General features: G+C 66.3%; 12 protein-coding genes. 3 read left to right on the top strand and 9 right to left on the bottom strand.

The window, feature by feature from the left end; translation table 11 throughout:
* Positions 1–59: 59 nt before the first annotated feature.
* The 8 genes from cobA to CAG33_RS10070 all read right to left on the bottom strand — a co-directional run bounded on the left by cobA (position 60) and on the right by CAG33_RS10070 (position 11,608).
* Positions 60–824: a uroporphyrinogen-III C-methyltransferase gene (gene cobA / locus CAG33_RS10105; RefSeq protein ID WP_085577599.1), complete on the bottom strand. Its 765-nt coding sequence runs from the start codon at positions 822–824 to the stop codon at positions 60–62.
* A 13-nt stretch (positions 825–837) separates the two neighbouring features.
* Positions 838–3,552, bottom strand: coding sequence for a nitrate reductase (locus CAG33_RS10100; protein ID WP_085638225.1), 2,715 nt, complete (start codon positions 3,550–3,552; stop codon positions 838–840).
* The gene (gene nirD / locus CAG33_RS10095) at positions 3,552–3,869 is read right to left on the bottom strand and encodes a nitrite reductase small subunit NirD (protein WP_085638222.1); all 318 of its coding nucleotides are present in this window, start codon (positions 3,867–3,869) and stop codon (positions 3,552–3,554) included. The genes CAG33_RS10100 and nirD overlap by 1 nt, the downstream gene beginning before the upstream one ends.
* A complete protein-coding gene (nirB, locus tag CAG33_RS10090; RefSeq protein ID WP_085577596.1) occupies positions 3,866–6,319 on the bottom strand; it encodes a nitrite reductase large subunit NirB in 2,454 nt (817 codons plus the stop codon). Before nirB ends, nirD begins: the two co-directional genes overlap by 4 nt.
* 331 nt (positions 6,320–6,650) lie before the next feature.
* Positions 6,651–8,321, bottom strand: a complete 1,671-nt coding sequence (locus CAG33_RS10085) for a bifunctional protein-serine/threonine kinase/phosphatase (protein ID WP_085638219.1) — start codon at positions 8,319–8,321, stop codon at positions 6,651–6,653.
* Between the two features lie 7 nt (positions 8,322–8,328).
* On the bottom strand, positions 8,329–9,540 hold the full coding sequence (locus CAG33_RS10080) for a NarK/NasA family nitrate transporter (RefSeq protein WP_085577594.1): 1,212 nt from the start codon (positions 9,538–9,540) through the stop codon (positions 8,329–8,331).
* A gap of 265 nt (positions 9,541–9,805) precedes the next feature.
* Positions 9,806–10,381 (bottom strand): ANTAR domain-containing response regulator, encoded by a 576-nt coding sequence (locus CAG33_RS10075; protein WP_085577593.1) that lies wholly within the window; start codon positions 10,379–10,381, stop codon positions 9,806–9,808.
* 15 nt (positions 10,382–10,396) lie between these two features.
* Positions 10,397–11,608, bottom strand: a complete 1,212-nt coding sequence (locus CAG33_RS10070) for a CmpA/NrtA family ABC transporter substrate-binding protein (protein WP_085638216.1) — start codon at positions 11,606–11,608, stop codon at positions 10,397–10,399.
* A 236-nt stretch (positions 11,609–11,844) separates the two neighbouring features.
* On the opposite strand from CAG33_RS10070, the gene CAG33_RS10065 reads away from it, so the two are divergent.
* The gene (locus CAG33_RS10065; protein ID WP_085638213.1) at positions 11,845–12,864 is read left to right on the top strand and encodes a quinone-dependent dihydroorotate dehydrogenase; all 1,020 of its coding nucleotides are present in this window, start codon (positions 11,845–11,847) and stop codon (positions 12,862–12,864) included.
* Positions 12,865–13,099: 235 nt separating this feature from the next.
* Here the strand turns inward: CAG33_RS10065 and rmf are convergent, their stop codons facing one another.
* Positions 13,100–13,315 (bottom strand): ribosome modulation factor, encoded by a 216-nt coding sequence (gene rmf / locus CAG33_RS10060; protein ID WP_003223300.1) that lies wholly within the window; start codon positions 13,313–13,315, stop codon positions 13,100–13,102.
* Between the two features lie 532 nt (positions 13,316–13,847).
* Between rmf and rlmKL the strand changes: the two genes are divergently transcribed.
* Complete coding sequence (rlmKL, locus tag CAG33_RS10055) at positions 13,848–16,112, top strand: bifunctional 23S rRNA (guanine(2069)-N(7))-methyltransferase RlmK/23S rRNA (guanine(2445)-N(2))-methyltransferase RlmL (RefSeq protein WP_085638210.1); 2,265 nt, start codon at positions 13,848–13,850, stop codon at positions 16,110–16,112.
* A 147-nt stretch (positions 16,113–16,259) separates the two neighbouring features.
* The gene (locus tag CAG33_RS10050) at positions 16,260–18,650 is read left to right on the top strand and encodes a diguanylate cyclase (protein ID WP_085577589.1); all 2,391 of its coding nucleotides are present in this window, start codon (positions 16,260–16,262) and stop codon (positions 18,648–18,650) included.
* The last annotated feature ends 52 nt before the right edge of the window (positions 18,651–18,702 follow it).

The raw sequence follows: 18,702 nt of genomic DNA, 5'->3' as shown, positions 1-18,702 counted from the left end.
AGAAAAGCCCGGCTCAGGCCGGGCTTTTCTTTGCCTGCGATTTGCTGAGGCGGGGCGCCTCAGGCTGACTGATGCGCCGCCGCTGCCGGCGAACCGCGCTCCCACACGAGTTGGGCCGAATGGCCGGCCACCGCGCCAATCACCAGGATCGCAGGGCTTTTCAGCCCGAACGCCCGGGCCGCTTCCTCCATGGCCGCCAGATCGCTGCGGCATTCCCGCTGCTGCGCCAAGGAGGCGTTCTCGATCATGGCCACCGGTGTATCCGCCGCCATGCCGCCTGCCAGCAGCTGTTCCCGAATCTCGCCGAGTTTGGCCACCCCCATGTAGATCACCAGGGTCGTCCCGCCCTGCGCCAGAGCCTGCCAGTTCAGTCGGCTGTCGTCCTGGGTGTGCGCCGTGACCAACGTCACGCCCCGCGCCACGCCGCGCAGCGTCAGCGGTATGTCGCAGCGCGTCGCCCCGGCCAGCCCGGCGGTGATGCCATTGACCAGTTCCACCTCGACGCCGCGCTCACGCAGCCACTGCGCCTCCTCGCCGCCGCGCCCGAATATGCACGGATCGCCGCCCTTGAGCCGCACCGTGCATTTGCCTTGGCGGGCGTAGCGCAGCATCAGCCGGTGGATGAAGGCCTGGGGCGTGGAACGGCAACCGCCGCGCTTGCCCACGGCGATGACCCGCGCGGCGGGGCAATGCTCCAGCACCGCCGGATTGACCAGGTCGTCGATCAGCACAACGGCCGCTTCACGCAGGGCGCGGACGGCCTTGAGGGTCAGCAGTTCCGGGTCGCCGGGGCCGGCACCCACCAGCCAGACTTTTGCGTTCATGGTGTTTTCCTCATCAGATGACCGCGACCGGCTGGCTGCGGGAAGCCAGCAGGCGCTTGATTTCAGGGACGCAGGAGCCGCATTGCGTGCCGCAGCCCAGCTCTTTTTTCAACCCCGGCAGATCCAGCCCTTGATCGATGCCGGCGCAGACCGCGCTGTGGCTGACGTTCTTGCAGTTGCACAGGGTCTTGTCTTGCGTGGCGTGCGCTGGGGCGCTGCCCGGCGGCGCGCTCATCGGCGCCAGCAGCCAACGGCGCAGCTGTTCGTCCGTGCGGCCCTCCAACCACAGCCCCTGCAGCCAATGCTGAGCGAGCGTCTCGCCGGCCAGGCGGATCGCGGTGATCCGGCCGTGTTCGATGCGCACCCGTTTGCCGATGGCGCGGCGCGGGTCGTCATAGGCCAGCACGGGGCCCTCGATCAGGGCCAGGCACACGTCGATGTCACGCAGCAAGCGTGGATCCGGTGCGCCGGAACTGGCGGCACGGATCAGCAATGCCGGACGTTCACGTCCGATCAAGCTGAAACTTGCGTAGGAAAATGCCTCACAAAGGGAGCGCAGCGCATCGAAATGTCGCTGTACATCGCCTTCGATGAGTGCGAACAGTTGCCACGGCAGTTCCACCGGTTCCAGGCGTACGCCGCTGTGCTTGAGTTCCGGCTGCTTGGACAGGGGATCGAAGGCGGGCAGGGTCAGGCTGTTAACGCCGCCCTTGAGGAAACGGTCGCCCCAGTGCATCGGCAGAAAGGCCTGGCCGGGCCGCACGCTGTCGTCGCTCTCGACGGCGACGATCACCGCACCCCGGCGGCTTTTCAGGTTGACCAGGCTCCCCGGTTGCAGGCGGTGCCGACGCAGTTCGTCCGGGTGCAGGCTCAGAACGGCCTCGCCGACATGGCCGAACAGCTGCGCAGCGGTGCCGGTGCGGCTCATGCCGTGCCATTGGTCACGCAGGCGCCCGGTGATCAGGGTCAGGGGGAAGCGTGCGTCGCGCTGTTCCTTGGCGGCGCGGTACGGGTCGGCCACGAACTGCGCCCGGCCGCTGGCGGTAGGAAAAATGCCGTCTTCGTACAGTCGGGGTGTGCCCTGGCGGGCGTCGGTGGGGAAGGGCCATTGCTGCGGGCCGATCCGGTCGATCAACGCGTGGCTGATGCCGGACAGATCCAGGTCGCGGCCACGGGTCAGTTGTTTGTATTCGTCGAACAGCTGGGCCGGCTGCTCGAAGGCAAACAGGCTCGGTTGCCGGGGGCGCAGACGTTTCTCCAGGCGTTGTGCGAAATCCACGGTGATCGCCCAGTCCGGACGCGCTTCGCCGGGTGCGGAAATGGCTTTGCGCACGTGGGAAATCCGCCGCTCGGAGTTGGTCACCGAGCCTTCCTTCTCACCCCAACTGGCCGCCGGCAGCAGCAAGTCGGCAAAGGCGGCGGTTTCCGTGGTGCGAAAGGCTTCCTGCAACACCACGAACGGACACGCCTCCAGCGCCGCCCGGACAGCTTTCTGGTCGGGCATCGACTGTGCGGGGTTGGTGCAGGCGATCCACAGCGCCTTGATCTTGCCGCTGCGCACCTGCTCGAACAGTTCGACGGCGCTCAGACCGGGGGCGTCCGGCAGGCGCTCCACCCCCCAGTATTCGGCGACCTGGGCGCGGTGTTGCGCATTGGCCGCGTCCCGGTGGCCGGGCAGCAGGTTGGACAGGCTGCCGGTTTCCCGCCCGCCCATGGCATTCGGCTGACCGGTCAGGGAGAAAGGGCCTGCACCGGGACGGCCGATCTGCCCGGTGGCCAGGTGCAGGTTGATCAATGCGCTGTTCTTGGCGCTGCCGGCGGTGGATTGGTTCAGACCCATGCACCACAGCGACAGGAAGCTGGGCGACGTGCCGATCCATTGAGCACATTGCTGCAATTGCTCGACGCTGATGCCGCACAGTTGCGACACCATCGCCGGGGTGTAGTCGCGCACCAGGCTTTTCAGTTCGGCGAGGCCGTCGGTGTGGGCCTGGATGAAGTCCCGGTCGATCCAGTCTTCCCACACCAGCAGGTGCAAAATCCCATGGAACAAGGCGACGTCGGTACCCGGCAGGATCGCCAGATGCAGGTCCGCCAGGTCGCAGGTGTCGGTGCGCCGGGGGTCGATGACGATGACTTTCATCTGCGGGCGGCGGGATTTGGCGTCTTCCAGGCGACGAAACAGCACCGGGTGGGCGTAGGCCATGTTGCTGCCGACGATCATCACGCAATCGCTCAGCTCCAGATCCTCATAGCTGCACGGCGGCGCGTCGGCGCCGAGGCTGCGCTTGTAGCCCACCACCGCCGACGACATGCACAGCCGCGAGTTGCTGTCGATGTTGTTGGTGCCGACCAGCGCTCGCGCCAGTTTGTTGAAGGCGTAGTAGTCCTCGGTGAGCAATTGCCCGGAGATGTAGAACGCCACGCTGTCGGGGCCGTGTTCGGCGACGGTGTCGGCGAACACGTTGGCGGCGTGTTCCAGCGCGGTGTCCCAGTCGCAGCGGCTGCGCGCCAGGCCTTTGCCCAGGCGCAGTTCCGGGTGCAGCGCCCGGGCCGCAAGGTCGCCGGTCAGGTGCAGGGTCGAGCCCTTGCTGCACAGCTTGCCGAAGTTGGCCGGATGCGCCGGATCGCCGCTGACGCCGAGGATCCGCTCGCCGTCATGCTCGATCAGCACGCCGCAGCCGACCCCGCAGTAGCAGCAGGTCGAGGCGGTCGTCTGGCGGTCCATCAGACGGCGTCCCGCAGGGCCAGCAGCACCCGACCGTTCTCGACCCGGGCCGGATGGTGGTGGGCGCAACCGACGTCCGGGGCCAGGGCCTCGCCGGACTCAAGGTCGATCTGCCAGTTGTGCAGCGGGCAGGCCACGCGCTTGCCGTAGATCAACCCTTGGGACAGCGGCCCGCCCTTGTGCGGGCAGCGGTCGTCAAGGGCGAACACGTCATCCTCGCTGGTGCGGAAGATCGCGATGTCGCCTTTGGGCCCGGCGATGATCCGCGAACCGAGGGCGTTGATCTCTTCCAGGGCACAGATATCGAGCCAGTTCATGCCGGCACCTCCAGGTTTTTCACGGGGATCACGTCGAATTCTTTCTTCAGTTGCGGCTGCGCCAGGCGTTCCTTCCACGGATCCTGTTCGAACGACAGGGAGAACTGCAGGCGCTCGTTCAACGCCCTGCGGCGTTCCGGATCCTCCAGCACGGCCTTCTTGATGTGCTCCATGCCGACCCGTTGCAGGTAATGCACGGTGCGTTCGAGGTAGAAGGCCTCTTCCCGGTACAGCTGCAGGAACGCGCCGTTGTATTCGCGCACTTCCTCGGCGGTCTTGAGCTTGACGAAGAACTCGGCGACTTCGGTCTTGATTCCGCCGTTGCCGCCGATGTACATCTCCCAGCCGGAATCGACGCCGATGATGCCGACGTCCTTGATCCCCGCTTCCGAACAGTTGCGCGGGCAGCCGGAGACCGCCAGCTTCACCTTGTGCGGCGACCACATGTTGAACAGGTCGTGTTCGAGGTCGATGCCCAGTTGCGTCGAGTTCTGGGTGCCGAAGCGGCAGAACTCGCTGCCGACGCAGGTCTTCACGGTGCGGATGGACTTGCCGTAGGCGTGGCCGGACGGCATGTCGAGGTCTTTCCACACCCCCGGCAGATCCTGTTTCCTGATCCCCAGCAGGTCGATGCGCTGGCCGCCGGTGACCTTGACCATCGGCACGTTGTACTTGTCGGCCACGTCGGCGATCCGGCGCAGTTCCGACGGGTTGGTCACGCCGCCCCACATCCGCGGCACCACCGAGTAGGTGCCGTCCTTCTGGATGTTGGCGTGGGCCCGCTCGTTGATCAGGCGCGACTGCGGATCGTCCTTGGCTTCGCCGGGCCAGGTGGAGATCAGGTAATAGTTGAGGGCCGGGCGGCAGGTGGCGCAGCCGTTGGGGGTGCGCCAGTTGAGGTAGCTCATGGTGCCGGCGATGGTCAGCAGGTGCTCCTGGCGGATGGCCTGGCGGATCTGGCCGTGGTTGAGGTCGCTGCAGCCGCAGATGGCCTTTTCGCTTTTCGGCTTGACGTCCGCCGCGCCGCCGACGGTGTTGATCAGGATCTGCTCCACTAGGCCGGCGCAGGAGCCACAGGAACTGGCGGCCTTGGTGTGCTTCTTCACCTCGTCGACGCTGAACAGCCCGTGTTCCTGGATCGCCTTGACGATGGTGCCTTTGCACACGCCGTTGCAGCCGCAGACTTCGGCGTTGTCGGCCATGCTCATGGCTTTGTCCTGGCCTTGGTGTCCTACGTCGCCGAGGGCGTTTTCGCCGAACATCAGGTGGTCGCGGATCTCGCCGATGGCATGGTTCTCACGAATCTGCCGGAAATACCAACCGCCATCTGCCGTATCGCCGTACAGACAGGCCCCGACCAGCACGTCATCCTTGATCACCAGTTTCTTGTACACCCCGCCGATCGGGTCGGAGAGGGTGATGGTCTCGGTGCCTTCGCCGCCCATGAAGTCGCCGGCGGAAAACAGGTCGATGCCGGTGACCTTCAGTTTGGTGGACGTGACCGAACCCTGATAGCGGGCAAAACCCAGTTGCGCCAGGTGGTTGGCGCACACCTTGGCCTGTTCGAACAGCGGCGCGACCAGGCCGTAGGCGATGCCGCGGTGGCTGGCGCACTCGCCGATGGCATAGATGCGCGGATCGTAGGTCTGCAGGGTGTCGTTGACCAGGATGCCGCGGTTGCACGGGATGCCGGCCTTTTCCGCCAGTTCGGTGTTGGGGCGGATGCCGGCGGCCATCACCACCAGGTCGGCGGGGATGATGTCGCCGTTCTTGAACTGCACGGAGCCGACCCGGCCGTTGCCGGCGTCGTGCAGGGCCTGGGTCTGCTCGCACAGGCGAAAGTGCAGGCCGCGAGCCTCCAGGGCGGTCTGCAGGAGCTGGCCGCTGGTCTTGTCCAGTTGCCGTTCCAGCAGCCACTCGCCCAGGTGCACCACGGTGACGTGCATGCCGCGCAGCATCAGGCCGTTGGCGGCCTCCAGCCCCAGCAGGCCGCCGCCGATGACCACGGCGTGCTTGTGGGTCTTGGCAGTGTCGATCATCGCCTGGGTGTCGGCGATGTCGCGGTAGCCGATCACGCCCTGCAAGGTGTTGCCGGGAATCGGCAGGATGAACGGCGTGGAGCCGGTGGCGATCAGCAGGCGGTCGTATTCGGCTTCGGTGCCGTCTTCGGCGATCACCCGGCGCTTGACCCGGTCGATTTCCACCACCTTGCGGTTGAGGAGCAGTTGGATGCCGTTTTCCAGGTACCAGTCCAGGTCGTTCAGCACGATCTCTTCGAAGGTCTGCTCGCCGGCCAGCACCGGCGACAACAGGATGCGGTTGTAGTTGGTGTGCGGTTCGGCGCCGAAGACCGTGATGTCGTAGAGCTCGTCGCTCAGCTTGAGCAGTTCCTCCAGGGTGCGGACCCCGGCCATGCCATTGCCGATCATCACCAGTTTGAGTTTTTTCATCAGGTTCTCCGGGAGCGTGGGGCTTGCCTCTTGTGGGCAGTCGGGCCGTGCTCGGCAAATGTGGCGCAAACAAAAAAGGCGTCCCGTCAGTGGCCTGACGAGGACGCCTTTGTCCTGATCCCGTTCGCTCGGGAAGCGCGGCCTTCGTCGTTGAAGGCTGCGCTTTATGTGTGTTGCAAACGGTAATGCAGCGGTTGTGCCAACTGGCTGCATCCGGCGGTTTTCAAGGGGTGGGCCGTGATCGGGGTGGCGGGAGGCCCGTGGTTTCGCACTGAATCGAAGCGGGTTGCCCGCAAATGGGGCGCACGCCCGCGAAAGAAGCGCCCCGGTGTCAGCCATGGAACAACAGGAACAGCAGCGTCAGGTTGCCCAGCAACCCCACCAGCGCCAACGTCCGCCAGACCTTCAGCGGTTCCCGCTCCAGCAAAGGCCGGGGCCGGACGCTCAGGCTGCGGCGTTCGCCGTGCTCCAGCACCAGCAACCATTCTTCGGCGGTCTCGTAGCGTTGCGCGGGATCGGCCTCCACCCCGCGCGCAAGGCACTGCGCCAGCCATTCCGGCACGTCCGGCCGGTAGCGGGCGGCGCTGACCGGCACCCCGAAGCGCGGGCGCTGGAACGCTTCGACCTCGCCGAAGGGGTAATGCCCGGTGAGCAGAAAGTACAGGGTCACGCCCACCGCATAGAGATCTTGCGACGGTGCGGGCGCTTCTCCGCGAAAGGCCTCGGGGGCGATGTAGCTGGGCGTGCCCGGCAGCGTGTCGGTGCTGTCCCGCGACAGCCCCGGGCAGTGGGCAAGGCCGAAATCCAGCAGGCGCAGCTCGCCGTCGTCACCCAGCAGCAGGTTCTCCGGCTTGATGTCGCGGTGCAGGATCTGCCGGCGGTGCAGCAGGCCCACCGCACGCAGCAGGCGTTCGGCCAACTCGCGCCATTGCGCCAGCGGCAACGGGCCGTGCTGTTCGAACAGCCGGGCGAGGGTCGTCCCGGCGTATTCGCGCATCACGTAGTACAGATGCTGACGCTGGGTTGCCGCATGGACTTCGGGAAAGTGCCGCCCGGCGACCCGTTTCAGGAACCATTCCTCGGACAGCAGGGCTTGGCCTGCGTGGGAATCGTCCGTCAAGTGTGTCGGCAGGGTCTTGAGCAGCCAGGCCTGACCCTGCGGGTCGAGCACGCGGTACAGCATCGATTTCTGGCTGTGGCCGATGAGGCCTTGCACCTGCCAGCCTTCGAAGGCCTGTCCGGGTTTCAGCGGCGGCGGCAGCGGCCACTGCTGCAGATGGATCAGCGCATCGCCGATGTTCGCTTCGCCCAGTGCGTCCACCCGCACCAGCAAGGCGCTGGCGTTGTCCTGGCTGCCGGCCAGGTGGGCGGCGGCGACCAGCGTGCGGGCGGCCACGGCCAGGTCCGGCTGGTCGCGCAATGTCGCCGCAATCGCCGTGTCGCTCAGCGTGGACCACACGCCGTCGCTGAGCAGCACGAAGCACTCGCCGGCACGCAGTTCGCCGTCGAGAAAATCCAGCACCAGATGCTGATCCAGGCCCAGGGCGCGCTTGAGCACGTGCTGCATGCCCGGTTGCTCCCAGACGTGATCCTCGGTGACCCGTTGCAAGGTGTCGGCGTGCCAGCGGTACACCCGGCAATCGCCGACGTGGGCGAGGGTGAAACGCTGGCCGCGCATGACCAGCGCGCTGACGGTGGTGAGCAGCGGCTGACCGCCGCCGTTGGCCTGCAGCCAGCGGTTCTGCGCCAACAGCAGGCGGTCCAGGGCCTGGGCCGCGCTCCAGGTCTCCGGGGTGGCGTAGTAGTCCAGCGCCAACGCCTGCAAGGTCGAACGGGCGGCCAGGCCGCCGTCGGCGCACTGGCTGACGCCGTCGGCGATGGCGAACAGAAAGCCTTTGCTCGCCGCCAGCGCCGGGGCCGGGGTGACCAGGCGCAAAGCGTCCTGGTTCTCCGGGCGCGGGCCGGTGGCGGTGGCTTCGGCGAAACTCAGTTGCAGCGCCATGGTCGGCTCAGACCCGCGCGGCGGTCACGGCGGCCGAACCCCATGTGGTTCTCCAGCGGCGCTTGACGCCGTGCAGGCCGAACCAGGCCAGTACGCCCAGGCTCGCGAACAGCCACAGCGCCAGTTGATAACTGCCGGTGCTCTGCTTGATGGCGCCCATGCCCGCCGCCAGGGCGAAGCCGCCGATGCCGCCGGCCATGCCGATCAGCCCGGTCATCACACCGATCTCCCGGCGAAAGCGCTGCGGCACCAGTTGGAACACCGCGCCGTTGCCCGCGCCCAGGCCCAGCATGGTGCAGACGAACAGCGCCAGCGCCGCGTAGGAGTTCGGCAGGTTGAAGCCGACCACCGCGATGCAGATCGCTGCCACGGTGTACATCGCCAGCAAGGTGCGGATGCCGCCGAAGCGGTCGGCCAGCGCACCGCCCAAGGGCCGCATCAGGCTGCCGCCGAACACGCAGGCGGCGGTGTAGTAGCCGGCGGTCACCGGGTTCAGGCCGTATTGATCGTTGAAGTAGCCGGGCAGGGCGCTGGCCAGGCCGATGAAGCCGCCGAAGGTGACGCTGTAGAAAAACATGAACCACCAGCTGTCGCGATCGCCCAGCGCCTTGAAGTAGTCGGCCATGGCCTTGGCCTTCGGGCGTTCCGGCGCGTTCTTCGCCAGCCAGGCGAACACCGCGAGCGTCAGCAGCAGCGGGATCAGGGCGAAGCCGAACACGTTGTTCCAGCCGAACGAGGCGGCCAGCACCGGGGCGATCAGCGCGGCGAACACCGTGCCGGAGTTGCCGGCCCCGGCGATGCCCATCGCCTTGCCCTGGTGCTGCGGCGGATACCACTGCGAGGCCAGCGGCAGGGCCACGGCGAAGGAGGCGCCGGCCATGCCGAGGAACAGGCCCAGCAGCAACGCCTGTTCGTAGCTGTGGATGCCCAGTTTCCAGGCACCGAACAATGCGCCGATCACGATCACCTGGCCGATCAGCCCGGCGGTCTTGGGCGACAACCGGTCGGCGAGCATGCCCATCAGAAAGCGCAGCACCGCGCCGGCCAGGATCGGCGTCGCCACCATGAGGCCGCGCTGCTGAGTGGTCAGGTGCAGGTCGGCGGCGATCTGCACCGCCAGCGGGCCGAGCAGGTACCAGACCATGAAGCTCAGGTCGAAATAGAGGAAGGCCGCGAACAGGGTCGGGGCATGGCCGGATTTCCAGAAGCTTGAATTCATCGCGCACCTCAGCTGTGAATGGCTCGGGAGCCGTCGTCCCGAGAAGGGGTCATGCCAGCCGGTGGCGCGCCGCCACGGCCGCACCACCGGCCCCGGTCAGTGGGGCCAAAACGCAAAGACGCCGCTATCCGGATCGCCGCAGGGGCGAGGCAGATGAGCGACGTCTTTGTCGTAGGGTGGGGCAACCGCCGTTGGTTACCTGTGTGGAGTGCTTAGCCAGATTTGTGCCAACCGCAGGCAACCCGTAGCGGCTTGCAGGGTGGTTTCAGCCCAGCAGCTCGCTCATGGCAATGATCTGCTCCGCCACCTGGATCAGTTTCTGCTGGCGGCTCATGGCCTGGCGGCGCATCAGGGTGTAGGCGTCTTCTTCGTTGCAGTCCTTCATTTTCATCAGCAGCCCCTTGGCCAGTTCGATGCGCTTGCGCTCGGCCAACTGCTGGTCGCGGGCCAGCAGTTGGGCGCGCAGGGCCTGGTCGCTTTCGAAGCGGGCCATGGCCACATCGAGAATCGGCTGCAGGCGCTGTGCGTGAATGCCTTCGACGATGTAGGCACTGACCCCGGACTTGATCGCCTGGCGCATCACGCCGGGGTCGTGCTCGTCGGTGAACATCACGATCGGCCGGGGCCGGTCGCGGGTGACCAGCACCACTTGCTCCATCACATCGCGGCCCGGTGACTCGGTATCGATCAGGATCACGTCGGGGCGCACCGTTTCGACGCGTGCGGGCAGGTCGATGGTCAGGCCGGATTCGTCGATGACGTCGAAGCCGGCTTCGGTCAGCGCGGCCTTCAGGCGTCCGACTTTTTTTGCGGTGTCGTTGATCAGCAGAATGCGCAGCATGTTCGCGGTCTCCTGTCAGCGGCGGGCCAGCGACAGCGCGCTGTCGCAGAGGGCGTGCAGCCGGAAGCTGCGGGCATAGCCGGCCGGGTCGCTGCCGTCCCAGACCTTGCCGTCGATCATTTGGCTGCTGCGCATGTCGGCGAAACCTGCCGGCACGCCAACGGCAGCGGCGGCGTCGCGGTACAGCGCCAGTTGCTGCACCTGGCGGGCGACGCCGAGGTAGTCCGGGTCGTCGCGCAGCAGGCCCCAGCGACGGAACTGGGTCATGAACCACATGCCGTCGGAGAGGTACGGCAGGTTGACGGCGCCTTCGCGGTGGAAACTCAATGCATGCGGATCCTGCCAGCGGTGGCCGAGGCCGTCGGCGTAGTCGCCGAGAAAGCGCGGCTCGATGCACGAGGCCGGCGCGTCCAGGTAGGGCGGCGCGCTCAGGAGTTGCGCGGTGCTGCGCCGGTTTTCCGTACTGGCCTCGATGAAGCGGCTGGCTTCCAACACGGCCATCACCAGGGCCCGGGCGGTGTTGGGGTATTGCTCGACGAACGCGCGGGTGCAGCCCAGCACTTTCTCGGGGTGATCGGGCCACAGGGCCTGGGTGGTCGCCATCGTGAAGCCGAGGTCCTGCTGCACGGCTGCGGCGGCCCAGGGCTCGCCGGCACAGAAGCCGTCGATGCGCCCGGCCTGCAGGTGGGCGACCATCTGCGGCGGCGGCACCACCACGCTGTCGACGTCCCGCAACGGGTGAATGCCCTGGCTCGCCAGCCAGTAATAGAGCCACAGGGCGTGGGTGCCGGTGGGGAAGGTCTGGGCGAAGGTCAGTTTTGCCCGGGATTGGTGCACATGGGCCACCAGCGCTTCAGGAGCGGTCACCCCCAGGCGTTGCAGACCGTGGGACAGGTTCAGGCTCTGGCCGTTCTGGTTCAGGCCCATCAGTACCGCCATGTCGGTGGGCGCCACGCCGCCGATGCCCAGGTGCACGGCATAGATCAGGCCGTACAGGCTGTGGGCGGCGTCCAGTTCGCCGCTGACCAGCCTGTCGCGCAGGTTGGCCCAGGAGCTCTGGCGCTTGAGGTTCAGGGTCAGGCCATAGGGCTGGGCGAAGCCCTGGGTGGCGGCGACCACCACCGAGGCGCAGTCGCTCAGGGCCATGAAGCCGAGGTCGATCGCGTTCTTTTCCGGAGCGTCGCTGCCGTTGACCCAGGCCAAGGGCCCGGCGGAGGGTTCATTCATCGCAAGCACCTGCCAAAGCGGCTTCAAAAAAAACGTCGTCCCCCGGCCTTGTCCGTGCAATGCCGGGTGACGACGCCCTTGTCTTTGCCCGCCGGCCGACGTTGGCTCGCGGGCGGATGGAATGGTGGGTGCAAGGCATATGCCAGCGCGGGCCGATTTGCGCGTGCGCCTCGCGCGCCAGGCGGATGCCCGGCTATAATCGCCGCCTCTTTTCGCCGCCCGAGTCATCGCCGACCATGTACACCCTGGCCCGTCAGCTGTTGTTCAAACTCTCCCCGGAAACCTCCCACGATCTGTCGCTGGACCTGATCGGCGCGGGCGGGCGTTTGGGCCTCAACGGCTTGCTGTGCAAGGCCCCGGCGCAGGTGCCGGTGAATGTCATGGGCCTGGACTTCCCCAACCCGGTGGGCCTGGCGGCCGGCCTGGACAAGAACGGCGCGGCCATCGACGGTTTCTCGCAGCTGGGCTTCGGCTTCGTCGAGATCGGCACCGTCACCCCGCGCGCGCAGCCGGGCAACCCCAAGCCCCGGCTGTTCCGCCTGCCGGAGGCCGAGGCGATCATCAACCGCATGGGCTTCAACAACCTCGGCGTGGACAACCTGCTGGCGCGGGTCGCGGCGGCCAAGTACAAGGGCGTGCTGGGGATCAACATCGGCAAGAACTTCGACACCCCGGTCGAGCGCGCGGTGGACGACTACCTGATCTGCCTGGAGAAGGTCTACGCCCACGCCAGTTACGTCACGGTCAACGTCAGTTCGCCGAACACCCCGGGCCTGCGCAGCCTGCAGTTCGGCGATTCGCTCAAGCAACTGCTGGCGGACCTGGCGGCGCGCCGCGCCGAACTGGCCCTGCAGCACGGCAAGCATGTGCCGCTGGCGATCAAGATCGCGCCGGACATGAGCGATGAGGAAACCGCCCAGGTGGCGCAGGCGCTGATCGAGACCGGGATGGACGCGGTGATCGCCACCAACACCACCCTGAGCCGCGCGGGCGTCGAAGGCATGGAGCACGGCGACGAGGCGGGCGGCCTCTCCGGCGCGCCGGTCCGCGACAAGAGCACCCACACCGTCAAGGTGCTGGCTGCCGAACTGGGCGGGCGTCTGCCGATCATTGCGGCCGGCGGCATCACTGAAGGCAAGCACGCGGCGGAGAAGATCACCGCGGGCGCGAGCCTGGTGCAGATCTATTCCGGCTTCATCTACAAGGGCCCGGCGCTGATCCGCGAGTCCGTGGACGCGATCGCCGCCCTGCGCTGAAGTCTAGGACGCCATCGCCGGCAGGCTGGCTCCCACAGGGATTTTTGGCGACCGCCGGATTCTGTAGGAGCCAGCCTGCTGGCGATGGTGTCGGCGGGAGCGCTGCCGGGATACGGTCAGGCATAAAAAAGGGCTCCTCGAAGGAGCCCCTGGGCCGTAGCCCGCCGTCCGGGAAGGACGTGCGTGGTTAAATCGTTGCGAATTCAGATTGTCGTGTCGGAATTAGTGCCCTGTGTCAGCCGACGGCGTGAAGTTCGTTGAGTCTGTGGATTCCCGCAGTGCCGGTCATACCGTCCCAGTTGTCGCCGCGTCCTTCCCGCCAGCCGTTGATCCAGGCTTGGCGTACCGACGGTAGAGTAAATGGGCAAAGCTCACGGGATTTGCCACCAACGCCATATTGATATCCGCGCAAAAATGCTCTTTCCAACGGATCACGCTTAAGTCTTCTCATAGGGTGTTTCCCTCACTTGTTGACTGTTTGTGTCGCGTCGACCCCCATCGGGGTCAGGCAGAAAAACTCTGCCGTTGGCGGCTCGCTGCCGGCGTGGCGAGCCAAGGTGTTGACGCCGTTGCGACGTCAACCTGGAGTCAGTTCTAACCAATGAGTCACATCGAGGGAATGACCGTTTTGTCATAAGGACGTAACGAAAAGCGTGCTATGGCGATAAGTAACAGCGTATTTTTCCAATGTTTATTGGCTAAACCCCGGTATGATCGGCGCTGCGTCGGATGATGGGGTTAATCCATTAGTGAGAATGACCCACGCTTGCAGTCAGGTACTATTCGACGAAGGGTTGCTTTGAGTCATTTTGTTGCATCAACTTTTTTATCTGTCCCGGCATCTAAGCTCTTTTGACCCGAGCAGCGGGGGATGGAACGGCACACCTTCGTGCCACGCGGGCGCTCTTGCAGAAAAGCGCCTGATTGAAAACCGGGTCGGCGATGCGTTGCCGGCCCACACAGCCAAAGGCTCTGGAAATACCATGTCCGATCGTTTCGAACTCTTCCTCACCTGCCCAAAAGGCCTTGAAGGCCTGCTCATCGAGGAAGCCGTCGGGCTTGGCCTTGAAGAGGCCCGCGAACACACCTCCGCGGTGCGTGGCATGGCCACCATGGAAACCGCCTACCGCCTGTGCCTCTGGTCGCGCCTGGCCAACCGCGTGCTGCTGGTGCTCAAACGCTTTTCGATGAAGAACGCCGACGACCTGTACGACGGCGTGCACGACATCGACTGGCAGGATCACATGCTCAGCGACGGCACCCTGGCCGTCGAGTTCAGCGGCCACGGCTCGGGCATCGACAACACCCATTTCGGCGCCCTGAAAGTCAAGGACGCCATCGTCGACAAGCTGCGCACGCCGCAGGGCGACCGTCCTTCCATCGACAAGCTGAACCCGGACCTGCGCATCCACCTGCGCCTGGACCGCGGCGAAGCGATCCTGTCCCTCGACCTTTCCGGCCACAGCCTGCACCAGCGCGGCTACCGTCTGCAGCAGGGCGCGGCGCCGCTCAAGGAAAACCTGGCGGCCGCGGTGCTGATCCGCGCCGGCTGGCCGCGCATCGCCGCCGAGGGCGGCGCGCTGGCCGACCCGATGTGCGGCGTCGGCACGTTCCTGGTCGAAGCGGGGATGATCGCCGCCGACATGGCGCCCAACCTGCGCCGCGAGCACTGGGGCTTCACCCACTGGCTGGGCCATGTGCCGGCGCTGTGGCGCAAGCTCCATGACGAAGCCCAGGAACGCGCCGCCGCCGGCCTGGCCAAGCCGCCGCTGTGGATCCGCGGCTACGAGGCCGATCCGCGGCTGATCCAGCCGGGCCGCAACAACGTCGAGCGCGCCGGCCTGAGCGAGTGGATCAAGATCTACCAGGGCGAAGTGGCGACCTTCGAGCCGCGCCCGGATCAGAACCAGAAAGGCCTGGTGATCTGCAACCCGCCGTACGGTGAGCGTCTGGGCGACGAAGCCAGCCTGCTGTACCTCTACCAGAATCTCGGCGAACGCCTGCGCCAAGCCTGCCTGAACTGGGAGGCGGCGGTGTTCACCGGCGCGCCGGACCTGGGCAAGCGCATGGGCATCCGCAGCCACAAGCAATATTCCTTCTGGAACGGTGCGCTGCCGTGCAAGCTGCTGCTGATCAGGGTGCGCCCTGACCAGTTCGTCACCGGCGAGCGCCGCACCCCGGAGCAGCGCCAGGCCGAGCGCGAGCAGGCGGCCTACGACCAACTGCCGGACGCGCCGCAGGAACGCCAGTTCAACAAGAACGGCAACCCGATCAAGCCGGCGCCGGCCCCGGCGGTCGAGCAGCCGCGCCTGAGCGAAGGCGGGCAGATGTTCGCCAACCGCCTGCAGAAGAACCTCAAGGCGCTGGGCAAGTGGGTCAAGCGCGAGGGCATCGATTGCTACCGGGTCTACGATGCGGACATGCCGGAATACGCCATGGCCATCGACCTGTACCAGGACTGGGTGCACGTCCAGGAATACGCCGCGCCGAAGTCCGTCGATCCGGAAAAGGCCTCGGTGCGCATGTTCGACGCCCTGGCGGCGATTCCCCAGGCGCTGAACATCGACAAGAGCCGCGTGGTGGTCAAGCGCCGCGAGCGTCAGAGCGGCACCAAGCAGTACGAACGCCAGAGCGCCCAGGGCAAGTTCAATGAAGTGACCGAGGGCGGCGTGAAGCTGCTGGTCAACCTCACCGACTACCTCGACACCGGGCTGTTCCTCGACCACCGTCCGATCCGCATGCGCATCCAGAAGGAGGCCGCCGGCAAGCGGTTCCTCAACCTGTTCTGCTACACCGCGACCGCCAGCGTGCACGCGGCCAAGGGCGGTGCGCGCAGCACCACCAGCGTCGACCTGTCCAAGACCTACCTCGACTGGGCGCGGCGCAACCTGTCGCTCAACGGGTTTTCCGACAAGAACCGCCTGGAGCAGGGCGACGTGATGGCGTGGCTGGAGAACAGCCGTGACGAGTACGACCTGATCTTCATCGACCCGCCGACCTTCTCCAACTCCAAGCGCATGGAAGGCGTGTTCGACGTGCAGCGCGACCAGGTGCAACTGATCGACCTGGCCATGGCCCGCCTGGCGCCGGGGGGCGTGCTGTACTTCTCCAACAACTTCCGCAAGTTCCAGCTGGAGGACAACCTGGCCGAGCGGTATGCGGTCGAGGAGATCACCGCCAGCACCATCGATCCGGATTTCGCCCGTAACGGCAAAATCCACCGCGCCTGGAAAATCACGGCCCGTTGACGCCCGGCCTGATTGGATCCACAGAGCCTTGATTTTTAAAGGCTCCTGGATCCGATCAGTGCTAGCCAAATTAGTGGCTAATAGCTATAACTCAACTCACGGCCAATGAGGGTTTCCAAGGAAACACTGGCGTAGTGAGTGGCCTCTATGTCGTTGCACCCCGTGCGCCCAAAGATCCTGGGTTTCATCAGCGAAGAAGTCTCGGCCTGGCTGGTCGCGCTGCTGGTTCTGCTCGCCGGTGCGATTCTCACGGGGTTGCTGGCCTGGGCCACCGTCAATCAGTTCCACAACCAGTTGCGCCAGCGCTTTCAGTTGCTGGCCAGCGAACGCTACAGCCGCATCGAAGAACGCTTTCAGGACCAGGAGCAGCGTCTGGACGGCCTGCGCCGGTTCTTCACCAATTCCGATTCCGTGTCCCGCGCCGAATTCGACGGCTATGCCAAGCCGCTTCTGCTGCGCACCCAAGCCTATTCCTACGCGCCCCGGGTGAGCCGTGCTCAACGTCCGGCGCTGGAGCAAGCGGTGCGCGACGAGGGCCTGCCGACGTTCACGTTCCGTGAGCTTAACGCCGACGGTCAATTGCAGGTGGCCGGGGATCGCGACGTCTATGTGCCGGTGCTCTACACGCAGACCCAAAGCCGCCTGCCCACGCCGCTGGGCTACGACCTGCTGGCCCAGCCGCTGCGCCGCACCACCCTGGAGCGCGCCGACCGCAGCGGGCGCATGGCGGTGTCGCAGCCGCTGCACCTGGTGGGCATCGAGCCGGCCTATGCCCGGGGCGTGCTGCTGCTGGCGCCGGTCATCCGCGCGGGGGCGGCGGATCGCCAGCCGCAGGGGTACGTGATGGCGGTGATCAGCATGCGCCAGTTGCTGGCGGACGGCTTGCCGGCCGAAGACCATGACTTCCTGACGGTGCGCATCCTCGACCTGTCCACCGACGACCAACATGAGGTGCTGTACGAATCCTCCAACAAACCGGGGGACAGCGATCTGTCGTCCACCCAGTTGCTGCGCTTGGCCGACCACGACTACCAGGTGGACATCCAGCCCAGCGCCGCCTTCATGCAGGCCAACCATTCCTCGGTGAGCAGCCAGATCGTCCTGGGGATTTTGCTCAGCGTGCTGTTGAGCGCCTTGCTGTACGTGCTGGTCAGCCAGCGTCAGCGCGCCCTGCGCATGGTTGAGCAGCGGACTCAGGAACTGCACGCCAGCGAGCGGGAACTGCGCGGCACCCACGGCCAGTTGCGCGGCGTGCTCAACGCGGCGACCCAGGTGGCGATCATCGCCACCGACCTGCGCGGGGTAATCAACACCTTCAACCCCGGCGCCGAACAGATGCTCGGCTACCGCAGCAGCGAAGTCATCGGCCACATGACCCTGGAGAACCTGCACTTTCCCCGGGAACTGAGCGCACGGGCCGCGGAGTTGAGCGCCCGCTACGGCAAGACCATCCCGGCCTGCCAGGCGATGCTGGTGGAGGGCGGCGAGGTCGGCGGCCACGAGGCCCGGGAGTGGACGCTGGTGCGCAAGGACGGCAGCCACATCCCGGTGAACATGCTGGCCACGCCGGTGCTCGACGAGCAGGGGCTGTGGGTCGGGCATCTGGCGATCTGCATCGACATCACCGAACGCAAGCGCGTGCACGAAGCCCTGGCGGCGCGGGACGTGCTGCTCAAGAAGCTCAGCGCCCACGTTCCCGGCGGCATCTATCAGTTCAAGATGGAGTTCGACGGCCGCTTCAGCGTGATCTACGCCAGCGACGGGATCCGCGAGATCTACGAACTGGAGCCGGACGTGCTGCTGCTCAACGCCGAGGCGATCTTCACCCGCATCCACCCCCAGGACACCACGCGCGTGCGCTCATCGATCCGCGCCTCGGCCGACAACCTCAGCCCGTGGCGCGAGGAATACCGCGTGCAATTGCCCGAGCGCGGCCTGCGCTGGGTGCGCGGCGAAGCGACCCCGGAAGAGCTGCCGGGCGGCGGGGTGCTGTGGCACGGCTACATTTCCGACATTTCCGACCTCAAGCGGGTAGAAGAGGAACTGCGCGCCCTGTCGGTGACCGACGCCCTGACCGGCATCCACAACCGGCGCTACTTCCAGGAGCGGCTGACCACTGAGATGGCCCGGGTCGAGCGGGGCGGCGGGGAGCTGTCGGTGATCATGCTCGACATCGACCATTTCAAGCGGATCAACGACCAGTACGGGCATGCGGTGGGCGACAGGGTCCTGCAGGCCGTGTGCGAGCGCATCGGCCATCGCCTGCGGCGCACCGACGTGTTCTGCCGTCTGGGCGGCGAGGAGTTCATGGTGCTGTGCCCGGACATCGACGGCGACCACGCCTACATGCTGGCGGTGGAGCTGTGGCAGGGCCTGCGCAGTGCGCCGGTGGACGTGGTCGGCACGGTGACCGCCAGTTTCGGCATCGCCAGCTGGCGCCCGGGAGAGGGCGCCGACGCCTTGCTGCTGCGGGCAGACTCCGGGGTGTATGCGGCGAAGCAGGGCGGCCGCGACCGGGTGGAGCGGCAGACGAACTGAGCACCGATCCCTGGTAGGCGCGAGCCCGCTCGCGATGGCGTCACCCGTCCAC

This window comes from Pseudomonas sp. B3(2017), from assembly GCF_002113595.1.
GTDB classification, from domain to species: domain Bacteria; phylum Pseudomonadota; class Gammaproteobacteria; order Pseudomonadales; family Pseudomonadaceae; genus Aquipseudomonas; species Aquipseudomonas ekonensis.
The sequence above is the reverse complement of the archived record's forward strand: the minus strand, read 5'-3'. Positions and strand labels throughout refer to the sequence as shown.

Coding starts and splice junctions, on each gene's coding strand:
- cobA (WP_085577599.1), bottom strand. CDS start 824: ATGAACGCAAAAGTCTGGCTGGTGGGTGCCGGCCCCGGCGACCCGGAA.
- CAG33_RS10100 (WP_085638225.1), bottom strand. CDS start 3,552: ATGGACCGCCAGACGACCGCCTCGACCTGCTGCTACTGCGGGGTCGGC.
- nirD (WP_085638222.1), bottom strand. CDS start 3,869: ATGAACTGGCTCGATATCTGTGCCCTGGAAGAGATCAACGCCCTCGGT.
- nirB (WP_085577596.1), bottom strand. CDS start 6,319: ATGAAAAAACTCAAACTGGTGATGATCGGCAATGGCATGGCCGGGGTC.
- CAG33_RS10085 (WP_085638219.1), bottom strand. CDS start 8,321: ATGGCGCTGCAACTGAGTTTCGCCGAAGCCACCGCCACCGGCCCGCGC.
- CAG33_RS10080 (WP_085577594.1), bottom strand. CDS start 9,540: ATGAATTCAAGCTTCTGGAAATCCGGCCATGCCCCGACCCTGTTCGCG.
- CAG33_RS10075 (WP_085577593.1), bottom strand. CDS start 10,381: ATGCTGCGCATTCTGCTGATCAACGACACCGCAAAAAAAGTCGGACGC.
- CAG33_RS10070 (WP_085638216.1), bottom strand. CDS start 11,608: ATGAATGAACCCTCCGCCGGGCCCTTGGCCTGGGTCAACGGCAGCGAC.
- CAG33_RS10065 (WP_085638213.1), top strand. CDS start 11,845: ATGTACACCCTGGCCCGTCAGCTGTTGTTCAAACTCTCCCCGGAAACC.
- rmf (WP_003223300.1), bottom strand. CDS start 13,315: ATGAGAAGACTTAAGCGTGATCCGTTGGAAAGAGCATTTTTGCGCGGA.
- rlmKL (WP_085638210.1), top strand. CDS start 13,848: ATGTCCGATCGTTTCGAACTCTTCCTCACCTGCCCAAAAGGCCTTGAA.
- CAG33_RS10050 (WP_085577589.1), top strand. CDS start 16,260: ATGTCGTTGCACCCCGTGCGCCCAAAGATCCTGGGTTTCATCAGCGAA.